This window comes from Streptomyces sp. NPDC023573 (assembly GCF_055559735.1).
Window position 1 is genome coordinate 476,570 of the sequence record NZ_JBVHKB010000006.1, and the last position, 22,917, is coordinate 499,486.

The 22,917-nt window shown below is 72.1% G+C and carries 11 protein-coding genes and 1 pseudogene; 8 read left to right on the forward strand and 4 right to left on the reverse strand.

From position 1 onward, the window contains the following. The first annotated feature begins 68 nt into the window (after positions 1–68). Together ACZ32T_RS22195 and ACZ32T_RS22200 are read left to right on the forward strand one after the other, a co-directional pair. Positions 69–10,982, forward strand: coding sequence for an amino acid adenylation domain-containing protein (locus tag ACZ32T_RS22195; protein WP_467368525.1), 10,914 nt, complete (start codon positions 69–71; stop codon positions 10,980–10,982). Continuing rightward, on the forward strand, positions 10,969–12,669 hold the full coding sequence (locus ACZ32T_RS22200) for an ABC transporter ATP-binding protein (RefSeq protein ID WP_467368527.1): 1,701 nt from the start codon (positions 10,969–10,971) through the stop codon (positions 12,667–12,669). The genes ACZ32T_RS22195 and ACZ32T_RS22200 overlap by 14 nt, the downstream gene beginning before the upstream one ends. 3 nt (positions 12,670–12,672) lie before the next feature. Here the strand turns inward: ACZ32T_RS22200 and ACZ32T_RS22205 are convergent, their stop codons facing one another. Next, positions 12,673–13,788, reverse strand: a complete 1,116-nt coding sequence (locus tag ACZ32T_RS22205) for an alpha/beta hydrolase-fold protein (RefSeq protein ID WP_467368559.1) — start codon at positions 13,786–13,788, stop codon at positions 12,673–12,675. A gap of 187 nt (positions 13,789–13,975) precedes the next feature. On the opposite strand from ACZ32T_RS22205, the gene ACZ32T_RS22210 reads away from it, so the two are divergent. Continuing rightward, positions 13,976–14,494: a GNAT family N-acetyltransferase gene (locus ACZ32T_RS22210; protein WP_467368529.1), complete on the forward strand. Its 519-nt coding sequence runs from the start codon at positions 13,976–13,978 to the stop codon at positions 14,492–14,494. A gap of 10 nt (positions 14,495–14,504) precedes the next feature. Here the strand turns inward: ACZ32T_RS22210 and argB are convergent, their stop codons facing one another. Beyond that, positions 14,505–15,404: an acetylglutamate kinase gene (gene argB, locus ACZ32T_RS22215; protein ID WP_467368531.1), complete on the reverse strand. Its 900-nt coding sequence runs from the start codon at positions 15,402–15,404 to the stop codon at positions 14,505–14,507. A 248-nt stretch (positions 15,405–15,652) separates the two neighbouring features. Between argB and ACZ32T_RS22220 the strand changes: the two genes are divergently transcribed. The 3 genes and pseudogenes from ACZ32T_RS22220 to ACZ32T_RS22230 all read left to right on the forward strand — a co-directional run bounded on the left by ACZ32T_RS22220 (position 15,653) and on the right by ACZ32T_RS22230 (position 19,056). Continuing rightward, complete coding sequence (locus tag ACZ32T_RS22220) at positions 15,653–16,432, forward strand: IclR family transcriptional regulator (RefSeq protein WP_467368532.1); 780 nt, start codon at positions 15,653–15,655, stop codon at positions 16,430–16,432. A 168-nt stretch (positions 16,433–16,600) separates the two neighbouring features. Beyond that, the gene (locus tag ACZ32T_RS22225) at positions 16,601–17,980 is read left to right on the forward strand and encodes an alpha-amylase (protein WP_467368534.1); all 1,380 of its coding nucleotides are present in this window, start codon (positions 16,601–16,603) and stop codon (positions 17,978–17,980) included. Positions 17,981–18,097: 117 nt separating this feature from the next. Beyond that, positions 18,098–19,056 (forward strand): annotated as a pseudogene (locus ACZ32T_RS22230) (adenosine kinase). Between the two features lie 54 nt (positions 19,057–19,110). Here the strand turns inward: ACZ32T_RS22230 and ACZ32T_RS22235 are convergent. Beyond that, complete coding sequence (locus ACZ32T_RS22235) at positions 19,111–19,980, reverse strand: alpha/beta fold hydrolase (protein ID WP_467368536.1); 870 nt, start codon at positions 19,978–19,980, stop codon at positions 19,111–19,113. Between the two features lie 98 nt (positions 19,981–20,078). On the opposite strand from ACZ32T_RS22235, the gene ACZ32T_RS22240 reads away from it, so the two are divergent. Both ACZ32T_RS22240 and ACZ32T_RS22245 read left to right on the forward strand, forming a co-directional pair. After that, positions 20,079–20,486 carry a winged helix-turn-helix transcriptional regulator gene (locus ACZ32T_RS22240; RefSeq protein WP_467270999.1) on the forward strand — a complete coding sequence of 136 codons (408 nt, stop codon included), beginning with the start codon at positions 20,079–20,081 and terminating at the stop codon, positions 20,484–20,486. A gap of 101 nt (positions 20,487–20,587) precedes the next feature. After that, entirely contained in the window at positions 20,588–21,478 is an 891-nt protein-coding gene (locus tag ACZ32T_RS22245; protein ID WP_467270997.1) for an endo alpha-1,4 polygalactosaminidase, read from the forward strand. A gap of 123 nt (positions 21,479–21,601) precedes the next feature. Here ACZ32T_RS22245 and ACZ32T_RS22250 read toward each other — a convergent pair whose 3' ends face one another. After that, on the reverse strand, positions 21,602–22,867 hold the full coding sequence (locus ACZ32T_RS22250) for an arginine deiminase (protein ID WP_467270995.1): 1,266 nt from the start codon (positions 22,865–22,867) through the stop codon (positions 21,602–21,604). Positions 22,868–22,917 lie beyond the last annotated feature (50 nt).

Below are 22,917 nucleotides of genomic sequence, written 5' to 3' on the forward strand. Positions count from 1 at the left end.
ACCATCCCTGAGTTGAGCCTGAGTTGAGTTGGTCCCGTTTCACACGCCGGAAGGACGATGGGTCTTCGATGACGGATCCCACAGCTCGCCCCGTGTCGCTCTCCCCGACGAGCCTGGACGGCGTACGCCGGCGGACCGGTGACTACTCCGACAGGACCATCGCCGAGGCCTGCGCCGTCGCTCTGTCGTACTGGGCGACGGGCCGCAGCCCCGACGGCATCGATCTCACCCCGGGCACCCTCTTCCCCGACGTCCTGCGATGGGTCGACGACGCGGGCTCGGAACCCGTCGACCGGGAGGCCGGCACCGCCGGCCGGAGCGTCCGCGCCCCCGAAGGCGTCGCGCCCGCCGACGCGCAGCTCGCGCTGGACGACCTGGCCGACTTCCCCGACCGGCCCCTCGGCACCATCGGCCCCGTCGGCCGGGCGGCGAGGATCAAGGCCCTGACCGAGTGGAACGACACCGCCGCCGACCGGATCCGCCCGACCGTCGTCGAGATGTTCCGCGAGCAGGCGCGGACCAGGCCGGACGCCGTCGCGATCGTCGACGAGCACCGTTCGCTGACGTACCGCGAGACGGCCGAGCTCGCGGGCCGGCTGGCCCACCATTTGGTCGAACGCGGGCTCACCGCCGAACAGGTCGTCGGCATCTCGCTGGACCGCTCGGCCGACATGGTGATCGCGCTGCTCGGCGTACTCCAGGCCGGGTGCGCGTTCGTCCCGCTCGACCCGCAGTGGCCGGCCGAGCGCCGTGCCGTGGTCATCGAGGACGCCCGGGTCGTGCTGCAGCTCAACGACTCCGGTGAGCCCCCCGCGGGCGAACCCGCGGCCGTGGCCGTCCCCGACGGGGACTGGCGGTTCGGACCCCGCCCCTCCGAGGGGCCCGAGGTCACCGTCCCCGGGGACGCGCTGGCGTACGTCATCTTCACCTCCGGTTCCACAGGCCGGCCCAAGGGGGCCATGATCCGGCACGAGGCGATCAGCGAGCGCCTCCTGTGGCAGTCCGGGGAGATCCTGGGCTTCGGCCCCGACGACGCGTCACTCTTCAAGGCGCCGCTGTCCTTCGACATCTCCATCAACGAGATCTTCCTGCCCCTGGTGTGCGGCGGCAGACTCGTGGTCCTGCGGCCCGGCGGCGAACGCGATCCCCACCATCTGCTGAGCGTGCTGTCCGAACAGCGCGTCACCTTCACCTATCTGGTGTCGTCCATGCTCGACGTGCTGCTGGAGATGGAAGGCGGCTCCGGGCAGCTGGACAGCCTGCGGCACGTCTGGTGCGGCGGCGAGGTGCTGACCCCGGAGCTCTACGAGCGGTTCCGCACCCGGCTCGGCATCCCCATGTACCACGGGTACGGCCCGGCCGAGACGACGATCGGCGTCTCGCACGTCATCTACCGCGGCGAGGCCGGGCGCCTGTCCACATCGATCGGCAGGGCGAACCCCAACACCCAGCTGTACGTGCTCGACGACGAGCTGCGCCCGGTCCCGGTCGGGGTCGGCGGCGAGCTGTACGCCGGAGGGCTCCTGCTGGGACGCGGATACGTCAACGCGCCCGGCCTGACCGCGTCCCGCTTCGTCGCGAACCCCTTCGCCTCGGACGGATCCCGGCTGTACCGCACGGGTGACCTCGCGCGGTACGCCCCGGACGGATCTCTGGACTTCCTCGGCCGGGCCGACAACCAGATCAAGATCCGCGGCATGCGGCTGGAGATCGAGGACGTCGAGCTGGGCCTCGCGGAACACCCCTCCGTCCGGCACACCTGCGTCGTCGCGAAGAAGAACACGGCCGGCGGCACCTATCTGGTGGCCTACGTCATCCCCTCCACCGGCAGCGAGGAGCTGCACGCCGACGAGGTCAGGGCGTGGGCCGACGCGCACATGGTGGAGTACATGGTGCCCGCCCATGTCGTCGTCCTGGAGGCGTTCCCGCTCACCGCGAACGGCAAGGTCGACCGGGCCGCGCTGCCGGACCCCGTCACCGGGGCCGGCCCGGTTGTGGCGCCCGCCACCGGGAACGAGCGTCTGGTGTGCGCGGCGGTCGCGTCGGTACTGGACCTCGACGAGGTCGGCGTCGACCAGGACTTCTTCCGGCTCGGAGGGGACAGCATCCTGGCGATCTCGCTGCTGAGCGCGCTGCGCGCCGCCGGCCTCCACGTCACGGCCGGGCAGATCTTCACCCACAGCGTCGTGGGCGCGCTGGCGGCGGTCGTGAGCGCTGAGGACGTCTCCGCCGCGGAGGACGGGGACGAGGCGACCGGGCCCGTCGTCGGTTCACCCGTCGTGCAGTGGCTCGGCCGGACGACGGACGCGATCGACGGCTTCGTCCAGTCGGTCGTGCTGAACACCCCGGCGGACCTCACCGCCGACGCCCTCGACACGATCCTCACCGCCGTGGTCCGGCGCCACGACATGCTGCGCGCCCGACTGGTGCGCGGCGACCGCTGGAGTTTCGACATCCCGGAGGCGGACGGAGCCGTCGCGGGATGGCAGGAGAGCGGCTTGCCGGCGGACGCCTGTGCGGCGCTCGCGGCGGAGGGGCTCGACCCGGACCGCGGCGCGATGCTGCGCGCCGTCTGGCGCAGGGAGGCACGGCAACTGGTCGTGGCCGTCCACCACGTGGTCGTGGACGGCGTCTCCTGGCGGATCCTCATGGAGGACCTGGCCACCGCATGGCGGCAGTTCACCACCGGGGTACCCGTCCAGCTGCCCCCGGTGGGCACCTCGTTCCGGCGCTGGACGCGACTGCTGGCGGATGCCGGTTTCGAACGGGACCGCGCCGCCTTCCGACGTCCGCTCCCGGGACCTGACGGGCCGCTGGGCAGGCGGCCGCTGACCGGTACCGACACCGTCGCCCGGGAGCGGAGCCGTACCGTCTCGGTCGGAGCCGGCACCACGGCCGCGCTGCTGGGGGAGATACCCGCGAAGTTCCACGCCGGCGTCAACGACGTACTGCTCACGGCCCTCGCCGTCGCCCTCGCCCGGTGGCGCCGCGACCTCGGGCAGGACCAGTCGTTCGCGCACATCGAACTGGAGGGGCACGGCCGCGAAGGCAGGTCCGTCGCGGAGACCGCCGGCTTCGAGCCGGACCTCTCCCGGACCGTGGGCTGGTTCACCACCCTGTTCCCGGTGGTCGTCGACCCCGGCGCGGCGACCGACCCGACCGCCCCCGCGTACCTGACGGCCGCGCTCAAGGCGGTGAAGGACGGCCTCGGCCGGGTCCCCGGCAACGGGCTCCCCTACGGTGTCCTGCGGTACCTCACCGACACCGGTCTCGACACCCCGGCACCGCAGGTGCTGTTCAACTACCTGGGCCGTCTCGACTCGGGCACCTCCGGTGACTGGCGGTTCGCCGGGGCCGCAGGGCAGTTGGGGGAGAGGCGCGACCCGCGGATGCACCTGCCACGCGCCCTGGAGTTCAACGCGGTCGCCGAACCCGCCTCGAACGGCGAGTACGAGCTGGTGACCACGATCTCCTGGCCCGACGGGGTGTTCACCGACGACGACACCGCCACCATCGGCGCCTACCTCCGCGAGGCCCTGACCGGGCTCGCCGCCCTCGACCGGGGTGGCCACTCTCCCGGCGACTTCGCCCCCGTGCAGCTCACCCAGGCCGACGTCGACGCCCTGGACGGCCCGGCGCTGCGGGACATCCTGCCCCTGACCCCGCTCCAGGAGGGCCTCTACTTCCACTCGGTCTTCGACGACGACACCCCGGGCAGCTACGTCGAGCAGCAACTGCTCACCCTCGAAGGAGAGGTGGACGCGGACCGCCTGGCATCGGCGGCGACCCGTCTGCTCACCCTGTACCCGAATCTGGCCGCGCGGTTCGTGGCCCTCGCCGACGGCCGGGTGATCTCCGTGCTGGAGAGCGGTGTGGAGGCCCCCTTCACCACACTGGACCGCCCCGGCATCACCGACGCCGAGATCCGCGACCACGCCGAGCGGGACCGGCGTGCCGGGTTCGGCCTGTCCACCGGTCCGCTGATGCGCTACACCCTCATCCGCGCGGGCTCCGGCAGGAACGTGCTGGTGCAGACCGTCCACCACATCGTCGCCGACGGCTGGTCGGTGCCGTCCATGCTCAGGGCGCTGCTGGCCGAATACCACGCGCCGGGGGCCCGGTACCCGCTCGGCGGCTTCGCCGACCACGCACGGCGGATCGCCATGGCCGACGACGACGAGAGCGACCGGGTCTGGCGCGAGCAGCTCGCCGGCCTGCCCGGACCCTCCCTGGTAGCCGAGGGGCACACCCCCTCCGACCGCTTCGCCGACACGGCCGTGGAGCCCGAGGACGACATCGACGCGGCCGTACGGTCGGCGGGCATCCCGCTGAGCGTGGTGGTGCACAGCGCCTGGGCCGTGACACTCGGCGGCATCCTGCGGACCAGGGACGTGGTCTTCGGCTCCACGGTGTCCGGCCGCGACGCCGAGGTGCCCGGCATCGAGGACATGGTGGGCCTGTTCATCAACACGGTGCCGCTACGGGCCCGTTGGGACCAGGACAGTACGGCCCACGGCCTGCTCGCCTCGGTGCGGGAGCACCAGGCGGCCGTGCTGGCGCACCAGCACGTCTCGCTGGCGAGGACCGGCCGCCAGGCCGGCGGCGGCGCCCTGTTCGACACCCTGGTGGTCTTCGACGTGGCGACCGACGTGGGGACACTGCGGCAGCCGGGCGACGAGCTGGTCGTCACCGGCATCGTCAACGAGGGCGCCCCCCACTACCCGCTGACCCTGGCCGTGGAACGCACACCCGCCGGGCGCCCCCGCTTCAACCTGATCCACGACAGGGCACTGCTCCGCGAGGAGAGCGCCCGGACGATCCTTCGCACGTTCACCAGGACGCTCACCGGCCTGCTCACCCGGCCGGACGCCTTGGTCGACGAGCTGGAGCCCGATGAGTACCGGCGGCCCCCACGGATCGCCCCCACCACTCTCAGCCAGCTGTTCGACGCCGCCGCGAGCCGGGCCCCGGAGTCCACCGCGGTCACCCACTGCGCACTCGACGGCGGAACGAGGTCCGTGACGTACGGCGAACTGGCCGCCGCCAAGAACGCGCTGGCCTCCGCCCTGGGCGCTGCCGGCGTTGCGCCGGGCACGCGAGTCGCCGTAGCACTCCCGCGCTCCGTGGAGCAGGTCGTCGCCCTGGTGGCGATCGTCACCGCGGGCGGCGCGTACGTACCCCTGGACCTGGCCTACCCGGACGAACGGCTGGAGTACATCCTCACCGACGCCGCTCCGCAGGCCGTCCTCGTGGACCGTGAGCAGCGGGACCGCTTCACGGAGTTGCTGAGCCGGGGACCGGGCGTGCCGCCTCGCGTCATCGTGCTGGGGGATGAGCCGCCCAAGGAGCGCGAGCCCGCCCCCGTCACCGCGCGGGCCGGATGGGCGGACCCCGCGTACGTGATCTACACGTCCGGATCGACCGGCAGGCCCAAGGGCGTCGTCGTCCCGCACGCCGGTGTGGTGACGCTGCTTACGAACACCCGGCCCGTCATGGACTTCGGCCCCGGGGACGTGTGGGTCCAGTTCCACTCGTACTCCTTCGACTTCGCGGTCTGGGAGCTGTGGGGCGCGCTGGCGCACGGCGGTGAGCTGGTGGTGCCCGACTACGGGCTGACCCGGTCCCCGGTGGACTTCCACCGGCTGGTGCGCGAGCGCGGAGTGACCGTGCTCAACCAGACCCCCTCGGCCTTCTACCGGTTCGTCGAGGCGGACCGGCACGCGGCCGAGCCCCTGCCCGCCCTGCGCCGGATCATCTTCGGCGGCGAAGCGCTCGATCCCGCACGGCTGCGCGGCTGGGTGGAGCGGCACGGCACCGGCTCGCCCGAGCTGGTCAACATGTACGGCATCACCGAGACCACGGTCCACGTCACCCACCGGGTGCTCACCGACGAGGACTTCGACGAGGACGTCAGCCCCATCGGCGGTCCGGTCCCCGGCCTGGCCACCTACCTCCTGGACGACCGGCTCCGCCCCGTGCCGCCCGGCAGGGTGGGCGCCATCTACGTGGCCGGTGACCAGGTGTCGCTCGGCTATCTGGGCCGGCCGGGTCTGACGGCGGGCAGGTTCGTGGCGAACCCGTTCGCGGACGACGGCTCCCGGATGTACCACACGGGCGACCTGGCCCGCCGCACGCTCGACGGGGAGCTGGAGTTCACCGGGCGCGCCGACGACCAGGTGCAGCTCAAGGGTTTCCGGATCGAGCTCGGCGAGGTGGAGGCCGCCGTCAGGCAGCTCGACGGAGTGGTCGACGTGGCCGTCACCGTGGACGGGAGCGGTGACCACCTGGTCGCCCACGTGGTGGGTGAGGTGCCGGGTGACCTCGCCGGCCGCCTGGCCGCGAAGCTGCCCGCGCACATGGTGCCCGGCCGGGTCCTCCGGACCGGCGCCCTGCCCCTGACGGTCAACGGCAAGCTGGACCGGAAGGCCCTGGACGAACGCGCCGCGGAGGATGTCCCCGCGCCCGCCGCGACCGGTTCCGCGCCCGCCGCGACCGGTTCCGCGCTCGCCGCGCTGGTGCGGATCTTCGCGGAGGCGCTGCCCGGCTCCCGGTCCGTGGACGCGGACACCGACTTCTTCTCCGCCGGGGGCGACAGCATCGTCGCCATCACCGTGATCAACCGGGCGAGGGCGCTCGGCCTGTCGATCGCGCCACGGGACGTGTTCCTCCTCAGGACACCCCGCGCGCTCGCCGAGCACCTCGGAACGCGTACACAGCCGGCCGTGGCCTCCGCGCCCGCCCGCCGTGCGGACGGTCCGCTGCCCCCCACACCGGTCATCCTGCGCCAGCGTGAACTGGGCGGCTCACTCGCCCGGTTCGCCCAGGCCAGGACGGTCGTGGCGGCCGGAGGCACCGGGTTCGCCGAAGCCGAGGCCGCGGCGAACGCGGTCGTGGCCGCACACCCGGCGCTCCGGCTGCGCCTCCAGGTGGAGCACGGCGTGTGGTCGCTGCGCACCGAGCCCGCCCGCGACGTCACCGTCGTCCGGACGGACACCACGGACGCGGCGACAGCGGCGGAGGAGGCCGCCGGACGCCTCGATCCCGAGTCCGGGGAGGTCATCGCGTTCTCGTGGCTGGAACCGAGCCGGACGCTGGTGGTCACCGTCCACCACCTCGCCGTCGACGCCGTCTCCTGGCTGATCCTGCTGGACGACCTGGACACCGTCATGCGCGGGGCGACCCTGCCACCGCCGACCACCCCCTACGCCGAGTACGCCGAAGCCCTGAGCGCCGGTTCCACCCAGGTCACCGACGGCCTGGGCCACTGGATCACCACGCTCCAGGCGCCCCCGCTGCTGCCCGCCGCCGAACGGCTGCGGCACACGACGGTCGTCCTCGCGCCCGGGACGAGCGACCTGGTGACGCGCACCGCGCCCGCCGCGCTCGGGGCCGGCCTGACCGAGTTGCTGTGCGGCGCGCTCCGGGCCGCGCTGACACACGTACAGCCGACGCCCACCGACCTCGCCGTCGATCTGGAACGGCACGGCCGGGTACCGGCCCTGGAACACCACGACTACACCCGCACGATCGGCTGGTTCACCTCCATCGCCCCCGTACGGCTGACCGCGCACACCGACCCCGTGGCGGCGGCCCGCGAGGTCGCCGCACGCCAGCCCGACGAGCGCGGACACGTCGCCTACGGACGGCTCCGGTACCTCAACCCACAGACGGCCCCCCTGCTGCGGGCCCGCCCGCAGGTGCTGTTCAACTACCTCGGCCGGGGGAGCGAGTCCCAGGCACCGCACATCACCGGCGGGGACCAGGGCAGCCCGTACGCCGTCGAGGTCAACGCCTGGACCGACGAGGTGACCGGAAGCCTGCACGCGGACTTCACCCTCGCCGACGGCGTTCCCGACGAGCTGACCGGGCACTGGCTCGACGCGCTCGAACGCCTCGCGGACGCCTCCGCCACGGCCGAGCGCACGGCGCCGGTCACCCCCCTGCAACGGGGCCTCTACGTCCAGGCCCAGATGGGCGGTCCGGCCGGACACTACGTCGCGCAGAGCTACTTCGGCTTCGACCGGCGCCTGGACACCGACGCGCTGTCCGAGGCGATGGCACACGTCATCGCGCGGCACCCCGCGGTGGGCGCCGGCTTCACCACCGACGACGACGGCAACCCCGTCCAGGTACTCGCCGCGGGCCGGCGGGTCGAAGTCCGGACGACCGAGCTGCTGACGGACGCGGACGTCGAAACCCTGCGCGCACAGGACCGCGACACGGGATTCGACCCCGGTGAGCCGCCGCTGATCCGCATGACGGTCGTACGTCTGCCCGGTGGACGCGACGGCCTGCTGCTGAGCTACCACCTGCTGCTGTGGGACGGCTGGTCCCGGGAGATCCTGCTGCGGGACCTCTTCGACGCCTACCGGGCGGTCCTCGCGGGCGAGGAACTGGACCCGGCCCCGGCGACGCCGGGCTTCGAGGACCACGCCCGGGCCCTCGCCGCCCGGAACCCCCGGGTGTCGGAGCGCTTCTGGGCGGAGCACCTGGCCGGCCTCACCGGTCCGACGCTCCTCGCCGGCCCGGACCCGTCCCTCCCGGACACCCTGCCGCGCGCACTCGTACGCACGCTCTCCGCAGGGGAGTCGGACCTCGTCCGGGAGACGGCGAAGGCGCACGGCGTCACACTGAACACGGTGCTGACGGGGGCGTTCGGCCTCCTGCTGGGCGCGCACACGGGCCGGAGCGACGCGGTGTTCGGCGTCACCGTCTCCGGCCGGGAGGGCGAGGGGCTCTCCGGCATCGTCGGGGTGCTCCTCAACACCGTTCCCATGTGGACCCGGGCACGGCCCCAGGACACGGTCCAGCAGTACCTCTCGGGCGTCCAGGCGGCCAGGGTCGACGCGATGGAGCACGAACACCTGGGGCTCGGGGAGATCCAGCGGGCCAGTGGGCACGGGGACCTGTTCGACAACCTGTTCGTGCTTCAGAACTTCCTGGACATGGACGCGTTCGCCGCGATGAACGCCCGGCACGGCATCACGTCGGTGACGGCCGACGACTCGACGCACTACCCGTTCACCTGGGTCGTCACACCCGGGGAGCGGCTCACGGTCAAGCTGGAGCACCGGGACGAGGACACCGGGAGAGCCCGGCGTCTCCTCGACGACTACCTGCGCCTGCTCGCCGGCCTGGCACGGTGGACCGGACCGATCGGCGCGCTGCCCGGCCCCGGCGCCGTACCCGAGTCCGCCGGACGCACCGACATCGGCACGGACACCGTCGTCGACCGCTTCGACCGCGCGGCCGGCCGGAATCCGCAACGGGTCGCCCTCGTCGCCCACGGCTCGGTCATGACCTTCGCCCGGCTCCGCGACCGCAGCCGTGCGGTGGCCGGGGTACTCGCCCGGCGGGGCATCGGCCCGGAGACGACGGTGGGCCTCGCCGTCCCGCGCTCCCTCGACTCCATCGTGGCCCTCTTCGCCGTACTGCGGACCGGCGCCGCCTACGTGCCGCTGGAGCTGGACCACCCGGACGAACGGATCGCCGCGATCGTCGACGCCGCACGCCCCGACGTGATCCTCACGGTCAGCGCCGTGTCGCCACGGCTGACCGGTGACCTGATCGAACTCGACCGGCCCCTGCCCGAGTCGGAGCCGTACGTGACGTTCGCGCCGGACGACCCGGACCGCCTGCGGCACCCCGCGTACACGATCTACACGTCAGGATCGACCGGGCAGCCCAAGGGCGTGGTGACCGAGTACGCGGGGCTCACCAACATGCTGGTCAACCATCAGCGCCGCGTCTTCGAACCGGTGCTCGCCCAGCACGGGCACCGCACCTTCCGGATCGCGCACACCGTGTCGTTCGCGTTCGACATGTCCTGGGAGGAACTGCTGTGGCTCGCCGACGGCCACGAGGTGCACATCTGCGACGAGGAACTGCGCCGCGACGCGCCCCGGCTGGCCGAGTACTGCGCCGAGCACCGCATCGACGTCATCAACGTCACCCCGACCTACGCACAGCAACTGGTCGCCGAAGGCCTGCTCGACGACCCCGCACGGCGCCCGGCGCTGGTGCTGCTCGGCGGGGAGGCCGTCACCCCCACCCTGTGGCAGCGGCTCGCGGAGACCGAGGGGACGGCCGGCTACAACCTGTACGGACCCACCGAGTACACCATCAACACCCTGGGCGTCGGCACCTTCGAGTGCCAGGACCCCGTGGTGGGCGTGGCGATCGACAACACCGACGTGTACGTCCTGGACCCCTGGCTGCGGCCGCTGCCGGACGGAGTGCCGGGTGAGCTGTACGTGGCCGGCATCGGCATCGCGCGCGGATATCTCGGGCAGCCCGCCCAGACCGCGGACCGGTTCGTCGCGTGCCCGTTCGGAGCACCCGGCGAGCGCATGTACCGCACCGGGGACCTGGTCTCCCGACGGCCCGACGGGCACCTGGTGTACCTCGGCCGGACCGACCAGCAGGTCAAGATCCGGGGCCACCGGGTCGAACCGGGCGAGGTCGAGGCCGCGTTCGCGGCACACCCGGCGGTGCGGTTCGTCGCCGCGGTCGCGCAGCCCGACCCGCAGGTCGACGGTGCCCACCGGCTGGCCGCCTACCTCGTGCTGAGCGGTTCCGGCCTGGCCGAGGTCGCCGCCGAGGTCGGTGCGGGGCTGCCGGATTTCCTGCGCCCCACGCACTACGCCCAGGTCGACGCCATCCCGCTGACCGTGAACGGCAAGGCCGACACCAAGGCCCTGCCGGAGGCCAGGCCGCTGGGCGTGCTGACCACGGGAGGCGAGCGCGGGCCTGGGACGGAGACCGAGACACTGGTCTGCGAGTTCTTCGCCGAGGCGCTGGACCTGGACGACGACGAGGTCAGCGCGGTGAGCGACTTCGTCTCCCTGGGCGGGCACTCCATGCTGGCGGTGCGGCTGATCGGCCTGCTCCGCCGGGAGTACGGTCCTGTGATCACGATCCGTGATCTGCTCACCCTTCGAACCCCGGAAGCGATTGCCCGCCACCTTGATGACAACACCTGACGTGCAGCGCCCCCGCCCGGGCGCCGACATCCTCCGGACCGCCCTGCGCCGCAACGCCGGCGCGGTGGTCCGCGGCACCGTCCTCATGGGCCTGTACCAGGCGGGTGAGACCGCCTTCCCCATCGCGCTCGGCCTGATCGTCGAGCACACGATGCAGGACCGGAGCCCCGGCTCGCTCGGCCTGTCGATCGCCGCCTTGGCCGTGATCATCACGACCGTCTCACTGTCGTGGCGCTTCGGGATGCGTGTCCTGCAGAAGGCCAACACGACCGAGGCACACCGCTGGCGCGTGCGGGTGGCGGCCTGCGGTCTCCAGCCGGTGGCCAGGGACGTCGGTCTGAAGTCCGGCGAGGTGCTGACCATCGCCACCGAGGACGCCGACCAGACGGCCGACATCGTGGAGGTGGTGCCGCTGCTGGTCAGCTCGCTGGTCGCGGTGGTGGTCGCCTCGGTCGCGCTGGGCCTGGCGGACGTCCGGCTCGGTCTGCTGGTGGTCGTGGGGACGGTCGCGATCCTGTCGGTCCTGAGCGTCATGTCCCGGCGGATCGGAGCGAGCACCCGCGAACAGCAGGCCCGGGTGGCCCGGGCGGGTGCCAAGGTCGCCGATCTGATCACCGGCCTGCGCCCGCTGCACGGCTTCGGTGGCAATCACGCCGCGTTCCGGTCCTACCGGAAGGTCAGTACGGAGGCGAGGCGCCAGGCGATCACGGTGGCCAGGATCAACGGTGTGTACGCGGGCACCGCGCTGGCCCTCAACGCGGTCCTCGCCGCGGCCGTCACCCTGACGGCGGGCTGGCTGGCGTACGGCGGCCGCATCACCATCGGGGAACTCGTCATGGCCGTGGGACTGGCGCAGTTCGTGATGGAGCCGCTGAAGATGTTCTCCGAGATGCCGAAGTACGTCATGATGGCGCGCGCCTCGGCCGAACGGATGGCACTGGTGCTCGCCGCGCCGCCGCTGACGGACCCGGGCCGGGGCACTCCCGCCACCGGCGGCGACCTCGAGGTCGACGGTGTCAGCCACGGGTCTCTGCACGGGCTCACGTTCCGGGTGCGTGCCGGGGAGTTCGTCGCCGTCGCCCCCTACCAGCCGCGCGCGGCCGCCGATCTGGCCTCGGTCCTGGGTGCGAACGTCCCGCCCCACGCGTACGGCGGAGTGGTGCGGGTCGGCGGGCGGGAGATCGCGGAGCTGTCCGTCGAGGCACTGCGCGAGCACATGCTGGTGAACCCGTACGACGGTGAGATCTTCGCGGGCAGCCTCCGCACGAACATCGACCCGTCGGGCACCAGCCGGATGGTCCCCGAGGCCGTGGAGGCGTCGCTCCTGACCGACGTCGTCGCCCTGCACCGCGAGGGGCTCGACCACGGGGTCCGTGACCGTGGCGCGAACCTCTCCGGGGGGCAGCGCCAGAGACTGTCCCTGGCCCGTGCCCTCGCCGCCGATTCCGACGTGCTGGTTCTGCACGATCCGACGACAGCGGTCGACGCGGTCACGGAACAGCTGATCGCGCGGAACATCGCGAAACTGCGGAAGGGCCGCACCACTGTCGTCATCACCAGCAGCCCCGCTCTCCTCGACGCCGCCGACCGTGTGCTCGTCCTGGACGACGGCGCCGTCACGGCGGACGACACCCATCGCCGCCTCCTCGCCACCGACGAGGCCTACTGCAGGGCCGTGGCCCGGTGACCGCTACGGGGCGAGCGCCCAGGCGACGTCCCTGACGAGCGCGTGCCGCCAGCCCGCCCGGTCGTGACCCGAAGCCGAACGTGAGACGCGCACGGCCGCACCGGCCTGTCCGGTCAGGGTCTCGGCGAGCTCGCAGTGGGGGAGCATACGCGTCTCGTGCTCCCCCACGTCGAAGGCGATCCTCAGCCCGGAGAGGTCGGGGCGCTCCCGCAGCCGCGCGGCGATGGCGCCGCCCACCGGGCCCTCCAGGAGGTCCGTCCGGTCCAGGGCCGCGGGCGCCCACCAGAACGACGGGGACTGACAGGCGACGCGGGAGACCAGACCGGGGAACTCCAGTGCCGCGTACATCGCGCTCAGCCCGCCGAGGCTCTGTCCGGCGACCACCAGCCGGTCCCAGTCGGCGGGCACACCGGACTCCGCCACGAGTTGCGGCAGTTCGTCCCGGACCGCCTCCCACAGCTCGGGCCTGCACGTGAACTCGGCAGCCCTGTCCTTGGCGGGCAGGAAGACCAGGGTGACGGCCGGCATCTCACCGGCTGCGAAGGCCGAGTCGAACGCGGTCATGGCGGGATGGAGATACAGCCAGTCGTCGCCGTCGAGCAGCAGGACCACCGGACCGCCGCCGCCCACCGGATGGACCCGCAGGGTGCGGCGTCCGCCGAGCCGGCCGCCCGCCCAGCGGATACGGGCCTTCGGCACGGGCAGGACGTCGTCGGCACCCACGGAGGGCCAGTGCGGGTGGTGGGGGGCGTCCGGCGTCGCGGCGAGGGACCGGTCACCGCCTGCCCCGACCGGGTTCAACGGATCGGCGTACGCCGCGTCGTCCGCGAGGAACCGGTAGGTCACCCGCAGTCGCGGGGGCATGCGCACCTCGGCGTACCAGCAGTCGGTGTCGCTCCACCGTCGCAGGGGAAGAGGCTTCGACCAGCTCTCGAAATCGATGGTCGCGGGCGACCCGCGCCACAGGAACAACGTCACCCAGCCGCCGTCGTCGCCGGGCACCGACGAGGGCGACCGCGCGCCCGCCCAGAACGCGTCGGAGCCGGGGCTGCCGGGCAGCCCGAACACGCCGAACGCGTCCTCCGAGCCGGCCGCGAGCAGGGGCGCGGGTTCGCTCATGGCTGGCCCGCCGGAGCCGCTGAGGGGCATGAACGTCTCCTTGGAAGAGGGGAGTTGCAGAGAGAAGCTCGCGATGATTAGGTGAGCCTAACCTAATCCCCGTCTTCGATTCCATCCCCCGCCCATCTGTGAACGGTCCATCCATGTCCTGCCGAGCAATCCGTCCGCGACCGGGTGAGGAGCGGCCTTGACCACGGTCACGCCGCGATCCGTCCCCCTGCCGCACGAGCTGCGTGCGACACCGCCCCTTCTGCGTCCCGGGCTGGAGGCGGACGCTGCCGCACTCGCTGACCTGGCCCGGCCGTTCGTCCGCTCGGGGGCCTTGCGTGAGCGGCCGCTCGCGCTCTACGCGGCACGCGCGGCGGACTTCCTGGTGGCGGAGGGCCGCGGAGGCTCCCTCGAAGGCTGCCTCGGCCTGCGGGTCTACCCGGACGACGTGGGGGACCGGGGTCCCGCGGGCGTGCTGTACAACTTCTGCGTGGCCGGGCACCGGCAGGGGCGCGGAGTGGGGGCCCGCCTCCTGCGTGCCGCGCTGGCCCGGTCCCGTGACCAGGGCCTCGGGGCCCTGTACACCGCGACGACCGGCGACGGCGCGCTCTTCCTGCGCCACGGGTTCACGCCCGCGACCGCGCCTCCCGCACCTCTGTCGTGGGTGCAGTCGCTGGATCCCCGGCGCGACGCGCGGATTCTCGCGCTCACTCGGTGAGCACAGGACGTCAACTCCGGTCGGCGGCGGCGGGGGAGGGGTGCGCGGCCCGGGGCGGACGCCTGACGCCGGCCCCGCCGGGTACGGCCGTGGCTCTCGGCCCGGCCCCGTCGGGTACGACCGTCGTCCCGGGACCGGTCTCGTCGAGCGCACCCAGCAGCACCGCGTGCGGCACGCGGCCGTCGAGCACATGGGCCCTGCGCACGCCGCCGCGGACCGCCCGCAGGCAGCCTTCCATCTTGGGCAGCATGCCGCTCGCCAGCCCCGGCAGCAGTTCCTGCAGCGCGTCGGCGGTCACCCGCTCGATCACCTCGGAGCTCTCCGGCCAGTTCGCGTAGAGCCCTTCCACATCGGTGAGTATCACCAGCCGCTCGGCGTCGAGGGCGACCGCCAGGGCCGACGCCGCCAGATCGGCGTTGACGTTGTAGATGTGCCCGCCCTCGCCGCGGGCGACGGGAGAGACCACCGGGATGTGTCCCTGATCCAGGAGTGTGCGCAGCATGCCCGGGTTCACGGCCACGACGTCACCGACGAGTCCGATGTCCACGGGCCGGCCGTCCACCCATGCCGGCCGTCGGACCGCCGTCATGGTGTGCGCGTCCTCGCCCGACATTCCGACGGCGAGGGGGCCATGGGCGTTGATGTGGCCCACGAGTTCTCGCTGGACCCCGCCCGTCAGCACCATGCGCACCACCTCCATGGTCTCCGGCGTGGTCACCCGCAGACCTGCCTCGAAACGTGTCTCCAGGCCGAGGCGCTCCAGCATCGCGTTGATCTGGGGCCCGCCCCCGTGCACGACCACGGGGCGCAGCCCCGCGCGCCACAGCTCCACCACGTCGTGTGCGAAGGACCGCTGGAGGTCCGCGTCCACCATGGCGTTGCCGCCGAACTTGACGACGACCACGTCCATGGGTCAGCTGCCTCCATCAATGGCACACGTGTCCCCGGCGATCCCAGGGCGGGTAACTTAGCCTAACCTAAGAAACGTTGAAGGTGAGGCCCTGTGGCCGGGCGGCTCCGGGGCGCACGGCTCCGCGGTGGGGGCGGAGAGGGCCGTCCGTCGACCGCGGTTGCGCCACCGTCGGCACGGCCCGGAATCATGGGTGCCAGGGCGCCGCACCACGCACACGGCCCCTGTGACGCGACCGAGAGGATTCCGTGGCCGAGCCCAGGAGCTACATCATCGAGTCATTGGACACAGGCCTGCGTCTGATGCGTCTCTTCCTCACCCACGACACCCTGTCGGTCACCGACGCCGCCAGGGAGCTGGAAGTGGCCCGGTCCACCGCGCACCGGGTGCTCAGCACTCTCGAGTCGCGAGGCTTCGCCACCCGTGACACCTCGGGCCGGGGCTACTCCGCGGGGCCCGAACTGGTCGCCCTGGGCCGCCCGGCCGGTTACGACCCCGGGGTCCGGGCGCGGCTCCAGGCGGTGCTGGACGCGGCCGCCGCCGCCACCGGGGAGACGATCGCCACGGCCGCCCTGATCGGCGACCAGGTGATCATCACGGATGGCCGGGAATCGCCGCACCCCGTGCGCGCCGTCCTGGAGCCCGGCCGTGCCCACCCCGCCCACGCCACCTCGGCGGGCAAGGTGCTCCTCGCCCAGCTGACCACCGAACAGGTCTGCGCCCTCTACCCGGAGGAACGGCTTCCCGGCGTGGCCGGCCACACCCCCGTCTCCCGTGAAGCCCTGCTCGCCGAGCTGGCCGGAATCCGTACCCTCGGACGTGCCGAGAGTGCCGGGGAGTGGGTGCCGGGGATGAACACGGTCGCCGTGCCGCTCGCGGGCAGCAGCTGGCGCGACCGGCTCGCACTGATGGCGTCCATGCCGGCGGACCGCGGCGGCGAACCGGAGCTGGCCCGGCACGCCGTGGAACTGCGGCGTGCGGCGGAGTTGCTGCCGCTACCCCCGGCCGCCTTCCGAGGGGTGAACTGACGGTAGACGGTGTCCCGTTCACCTTGCGCAAGAATCTGAAAGGGCTTGCAGAAATCCTTGACGGCGGTGCGTGCCGGGCGGCAGGCTCCGACACGTTCCCCCCACGGCAGCCTGGCGCGTGGCTGTCTTCGAGGGCACAGCTGTGCCCTGTCGTCGAAGGAGCCGCACATGCAGCACCGATTCCGCCTGATCGGCGGAACGCTGGCCGGAGTCATGACCGTCGCCGGTCTCACCCTGCTCGCCCCCTGGCAGTCGCAGGCGACACCGCCCGGCGAGAAGACCGTCACCGTCACGATGTTCGAACGGCCGTACGCGGACGTGGCGTCCGCCTGCACCGGCCGGCTCGGCCCCGCCGGTTACGGCTACGTACAGGTGTCACCTGCCACCGAGCACATCCAGGGTGACCAGTGGTGGACCTCGTACCAGCCGGTCAGTTACAGGATCGCGGGCCGTCTGGGAGACCGCGACGCGTTCGCCGCCATGGTGGAGGCCTGTCACACCGCCGGGGTGAAGGTCGTCGCCGACGCCGTCGTCAACCACATGGCCGCCGGGTCCGGGACGGGCACGGGAGGGACCGCCTACACGAAGTACGGCTACCCCGGTTACTTCGAGGACGCCGACTTCCACGCCTGCCGTAGCGCCATCAAGGACTACACCAGCCGCAGCGACGTGCAGAACTGCGAACTGGTGGGGCTGTCCGACCTCGACACCGGCAAGGAGGAGGTCCGCTCCACCATCGCCGCGTACCTCGACGACCTGCGGTCGATGGGTGTCGACGGCTTCCGCATCGACGCGGCCAAGCACATGGCGGCCGACGATGTGGCGGCCATCAAGGCGAAGATGAGCGATCCCGGATTCTGGGTCTCCGAGGTCATCCACGGCGGCGGGGAAGCCGTGCAGCCCGAGGAGTACGCCGGAATCGGCGACGTCGACGAATTCCGTTACGGAGGCCACCTCAAGAGCGCCTTCCAGGGAGGCGGCATCGACCGGTTGAAGTCCGTCGCCGAAGGCAAGCTGAGCAGCGACTCCGCCCGTACGTTCGTCGACAACTGGGACACCGAGCGCAACGGCTCGACCCTGACCTACAAGGACGGCGCGGTCTACACGCTCGCCAACGTCTTCATGCTCGCCTCGCCGTACGGTTCACCGAACGTCTACTCCGGCTACGAGTGGTCGGACAAGGACGCCGGCCCGCCGAGCGCCGGCGACGGCTGGACGGACACCCACACCCGGCAGGCCGTCACCGGCATGGTCGGCTTCCGCAACGAGGTGGGTTCCGCCGAGCTGACCGGCTGGTGGGACAACGGCGGCAGCGCGATCGCGTTCGGCCGTGGGGACAAGGGGTTCGTCGCCCTCAACAACGCGGACGGCGCCCTGGAGGAGACCTTCACGACCTCGCTGCCCGGCGGCACCTACTGCAACGTCGCAGCCGCCTCGCCCGATGCCTGCGACGGCAACACCGTCACGGTCGGCGACGACGGCACCGTCCGGGCCACGGTGCCGGCCCGCGGGGCTCTGGCGCTGCACACCGGAGCCCAGGCGGGCTGACCGGGCGCATCACGGGCCCACGACGCGCAGGACTGAGCGCGCTCCGTCCTGCGCGTCGTGGGCCGAACGGCACCGCCATGAGCACCCCCCCCCGAAGCGAAGGGCCCGACCACCCACATGCACCAGCAGACCGACGTTCTCGTCCTGGGCGGCGCGGGCGTGGACACCATCGTCCATGTCCCTGCACTCCCGCTCCCCTTCGCGGACAGTTACATGATCCGGCCAGGCATCGAGACCCGCGCGGGACAGAGCGGAGACTTCGTCGCCTCGGTCTGCACGCCCTCGGCCTGCGTACCCACCACCTCGACGTCATCGGCGACGACCACGAAGGGGACCTGGTCCGCGCCCTCCACCGGGACCGGGGCATCCCGCTCACCGAGGCACCCCTGCCGGGCGGAACCAAACGCGCCGTCAACCTCGTCGGCCCGGACGGGCGACGGCTGTCCCTGTACGACGCCGCCCGCTCGCAGAAATCGGACCGGTTCGAGGAGGCGACGGTCCGTGAACTCGTCGCTGCGGCCCGCCACGCCCACGTCGTCATCACGCCTCCGTGCGCCTTCACGCTCCCGGTGCTCCGCGAGGCCGGGGTGAGCGTCTCGACCGATCTGCACGACTGGGACGGCGAAGACACCTACCACGAGCCGTTCGCCCTCCAGGCGGACCACGTGTTCCTGTCCACCACTGCCCTGACCGACCCGGAGAGCACCATGCGTGACATCGCCGACCGGGGCAGGGCCCGGACCGTGGTCGCGACCGCGGGCGCCGACGGGTCGTACCTGCTGTTCGACGGCGAGCTGACGCACACCCCCGCCGTCACTCCGCCCGCTCCGGTGGTGGACTCCAACGGCGCCGGTGACGCCTTCGCCTCCGGGTTCCTCCTCGGCCTGCTGAGCGGGGAACACCCCCGGCGCTGCGCCCTCTACGGGACGGTGGCCGGCGCCTACGCCTGCACCGTCCCCTCGACGCGCACCGACGCCATCGGCCGGCAGGAGCTTCTCGCCCGGGTCGCCGAGGTGGAGAAGGCCGGCGCGGCAGACGACCGGAAGGATCTCGAGACCTTCACGCACGAACACTGAGGTGCTGCCGCAGGCATCAGAGCTTCCGGGAGGATCCTCCGGGTGGACAGCCTCTCAGGCGAGGAACGGACGCACCAGATCGAGGAGTGCCCCGGGCCGGTGCAGCGGGATCATGTGACCGCAGTCCTCGACCACGTGACCGGTGAGATCGTCGGCGACCGGGCGCAACTGCTGTTCCAGCGAACGCCCCACCGGCCGGGCGCCGATCGCCATCGTGGGTACCGAGAGCCGGCCGGCGTCCACGGCCTCCCGGATCTGCCCGCCGCTCGTGGACATGGCGCGGTAGTGGGCGAACGCGCACCGCAGGGCCTCGGGGCCGGTGTACGCACTGACGAAGGCGTCCCGGATCTCCGGTGCGATGCCCGCGCCCAGGGTGCCCTGATCCAGGAACCAGTCGACGTACGCGGCCTCGTTGCCCGGCAGCACGGTCTCCGCGAGGCCCGGCGCCGAATGGAAGCCGAACCACCACGGCGCACCTCCCGCCAGGAACCCTTCCGCGCCGGGGAGCGGGCCCAGCAGCGACTCCATGAGCACCAGCCGCCTGACGCGCCCGGGGCTGCGCATGGCCATCAGGAAGGCGGGCGGGGTGCCGGCGTCGATCCCGATCACGGCCGCGGACCTCTCGCCGCACGCATCCAGGAGCGCCAGGAAGTCCCCGGCGAGCGTCCCGGCGTCGTATCCGTCCGCAGCGCGCGAACTCGCGCCGAGCCCCCGGAGGTCGGGGGCGATCACCCGGTGCTGTCCGGCGAGGCCGGTCATCACATCGGTCCACAGCCGCCAGGTATGGGGAAACCCGTGGAGCAGCAGGACGGCGGGCCCCGAGCCGGCGGTCGCCACATTGAGTTCCACGCCGTTCACGGAGACGCGACGTAGCGCGGTTCCCGGCACCGGGCCGGGCGAGGTGGGGTTCGGTGCGAGGGGCACGGTGGATCTCCTTGAGTTACCAATGGTGACAAGGGAACGTTAGGTAACTAGGCTGGAGCAGCCAAGACCGCACTTTCATCCCAGGTGGTGAGCTCCAGGTGACCCCTCGGACCACGCGTCCGCCCGTAGGCGCCCGCGGAGATCTGTTCGACCCGCTGTGCCCGACCCGTCGGCTTCTCGACCGGATCGGCGGGAAGTGGACCTCCATGGCCGTCAAGGTGCTGGCGGACGCTTCCCCGGACGAGGTGCGCTTCGCCGAGCTGCAACGGCGCATGGCCGGTGTCTCGCAGAAGATGCTCTCCGTCACACTGCAGGCCCTCTGCCGTGACGGCCTCGTCAGCCGGCGGGTGGAGTCCAGCGTTCCGCCGCGCGTGTACTACGGCCTGACCGATCTCGGCCAGTCACTGGAGGTACCCCTGGCCGCTGTCCGTCGGTGGGCCGAGGAACACATGGCCGAGATCGACCGGGCCCAGCAGTCGGCGGACGAGCGTGCCGCCGATTCCTGAGGGGGCCGGCCACGGTCCCCGCTGCCCGGTGCACGGCCGGAAGAGGCGGTGACGGAGGATGGACAGATCCTCCTCCGGATCCCCGACACCTGGAGACACGTGTGGCCGGTCGTACCCTTTCCCCGCTCTTCCGTCGCAGGCGCGCGGCCTTCGGTGTGGCAGCGGGCCTCGCCTCCGCTCTCGGAGCGTGTGTGCTGATGGGATGCTCCGCCGCGAGCGGCTCATCCGCCGGTGCCGGATCCGGGCAGCCGACGAAGGCCGCCGACGTGGTCCTGCCGACCGCCGGCATGGAGTTCGACTATCAGATCGGCGGGGGCTACACGCCTCCTGACGGAGTGCGCGCCGTATCGCGCGACCGTGAGGACGAGCCGGCCCCCGGCCTGTACAACGTCTGCTACGTCAACGCCTTCCAGACGCAGCCCGGCGCGCTGGAGTGGTGGCAGGACACCCACCCCGACCTGCTGCTCCGTGACGACGACGGAGAGCCGGTCATCGACGAGGGCTGGGACGAGGTGCTTCTGGACACCTCGACGGAGGCCGGGCGGGCCGAGCTCGTGGAGATCGTCGGTGAATGGATCGACGGCTGCGCGGACAGCGGTTTCCAGGCGGTGGAGCCGGACAACCTCGACTCCTTCGAACGCTCGAAGGGCAAGCTGACGGCGGATCACAACGCCGCCCTCGCCGAAGCGCTGGCGGCGCGGGCGCACAGCGACGGCCTCGCGATCGGGCAGAAGAACACCACCGACCTGCTCGACCGGCACGACACGATCGGCTTCGACTTCGCGGTGACGGAGGAATGCGCCCAGTTCGACGAATGCGGTGCCTACGCCGACGCGTACGACGACCGTGTCTTCGCGATCGAGTACGAGGGCGAGGGGGACGTGAGCTTCGACGAGAGCTGCTCGGCGTGGGCCGACAGGGCCTCCCTCGTCCTGCGGGACCTCGATGTGCTCCCCGCGGGGGAGGAGGGGCACGTGTACCGGACCTGCTGAGCGCCGCCATGGGGGCTCCTGGGGGTCGGTCCGGCGGCGGGACCCGAAGGCCACTCCACGGTAAGGGCTGCCGGCCGGGCACGTCCTGCCAGGCGATGGCCGACGAGCCGGCCCGCTGGGTGCTCAGAAGGCCACCGGTTCGCGGATGAGCGGGCAGGTCATGCAGTGCCCGCCGCCCCGGCCGCGGCCCAGCTCACCGCCGACGATGGTGATGACCTCGACCCCCGCCGCACGCAGCAGATCGTTGGTCTGGGTGTTGCGGTCGTAGGTGAAGACGACTCCCGGTTCGAGGGCGACGGCGTTGTTGCCGCTGTCCCACTGCTGGCGCTCGGAGGCGTACACGTCGCCGCCCGTCCCGATCACCCGCAGGGCGGGCAGGCCCAGGCTCCTGGCGACGACGTCGGTGAACGGACGCGATCCCTCGTCGATGACCTCGACGCCGGGTGCGAGGTCGCTCGGACGGAGGGAGAAGGTGTGGACCGCGTCCATGATCTTCGGATAGACGGTGACGATGTCGCGGTCGGCGAAGGTGAAGACGGTGTCCAGGTGCATGGCCGCCCTCAGCTTCGGCATGGCGGCCACCACGACGTGCTCGGCGGCTCCTTGGCTGAACAGGGAGGCCGCGACCTGGGTGATGGCCTGCCGTGAGGTGCGTTCGCTCATCCCCATGAGGACGACACCGTTACCGACGGGCATGATGTCACCGCCCTCGAAGGTGGCCCGGCCCCAGTCGACCTCGGGGTCGCCCCACCAGACCTTGGCACCCGAGAAGTCCGGATGGAAGCGGTAGACCGCCTTCATCAGGAGCGTCTCGTCGTGACGCGCGGGCCAGTACAGGGGGTTGAGCGTCACCCCTCCGTACAGCCAGCAGGTGGTGTCGCGGGTGTAGAGCGTGTTCGGCAGCGGCGGCATCAGGTACTCGCGTGCCCCGGCCGACTCCCGGGCGAGCGCGAGGTAGCCGGACCGGTACGCGTCGGGCAGGTCCGCGGTGGCCATGCCGCCGATCATGTACTCCGCAAGCCCGTGCGGCTCAAGTGACTCCAGAAAGGCACGGGTCGGGTCGACGAGCCCCGGGCCGACCTCGTTCGGGGTGATCTTGCGGTCGAGCAGCCACGCCTTGGCCGCGGGGTCAGAGAGTGTCGCGGCCAGCAGGTCGTGCAGCTCCACCACCTCGACGCCGGCCCGCTGGAGTTCGGCGACGAAGTCGGCGTGGTCACGCTGTGCGTTGTCCACCCACATCACGTCGTCGAACAGCAGGTCGTCGGCGTTGCTCGGGGTGAGCCGGCGGTGCGCGAGGCCAGGCGCGCAGACCAGCACCTTGCGTAGCCTGCCGACTTCGGAATGGACACCGTGCGCGAGGCCGGGGTCCACGGCGGAAGCGTTCGTCATGGGGCTGCCTTTCGGTCGGGGGCCACTTCGCCCGCTCGTGGAGGCCGGGC

What these genes read in the sequence shown, in the direction of transcription:
- ACZ32T_RS22205 (WP_467368559.1), bottom strand. Translation starts at nt 13,788, where the DNA reads ATGAGCGAACCCGCGCCCCTGCTCGCGGCCGGCTCGGAGGACGCGTTC.
- argB (WP_467368531.1), bottom strand. Translation starts at nt 15,404, where the DNA reads ATGGACGTGGTCGTCGTCAAGTTCGGCGGCAACGCCATGGTGGACGCG.
- ACZ32T_RS22225 (WP_467368534.1), top strand. Translation starts at nt 16,601, where the DNA reads ATGCAGCACCGATTCCGCCTGATCGGCGGAACGCTGGCCGGAGTCATG.
- ACZ32T_RS22250 (WP_467270995.1), bottom strand. Translation starts at nt 22,867, where the DNA reads ATGACGAACGCTTCCGCCGTGGACCCCGGCCTCGCGCACGGTGTCCAT.
- ACZ32T_RS22195 (WP_467368525.1), top strand. Translation starts at nt 69, where the DNA reads ATGACGGATCCCACAGCTCGCCCCGTGTCGCTCTCCCCGACGAGCCTG.
- ACZ32T_RS22200 (WP_467368527.1), top strand. Translation starts at nt 10,969, where the DNA reads ATGACAACACCTGACGTGCAGCGCCCCCGCCCGGGCGCCGACATCCTC.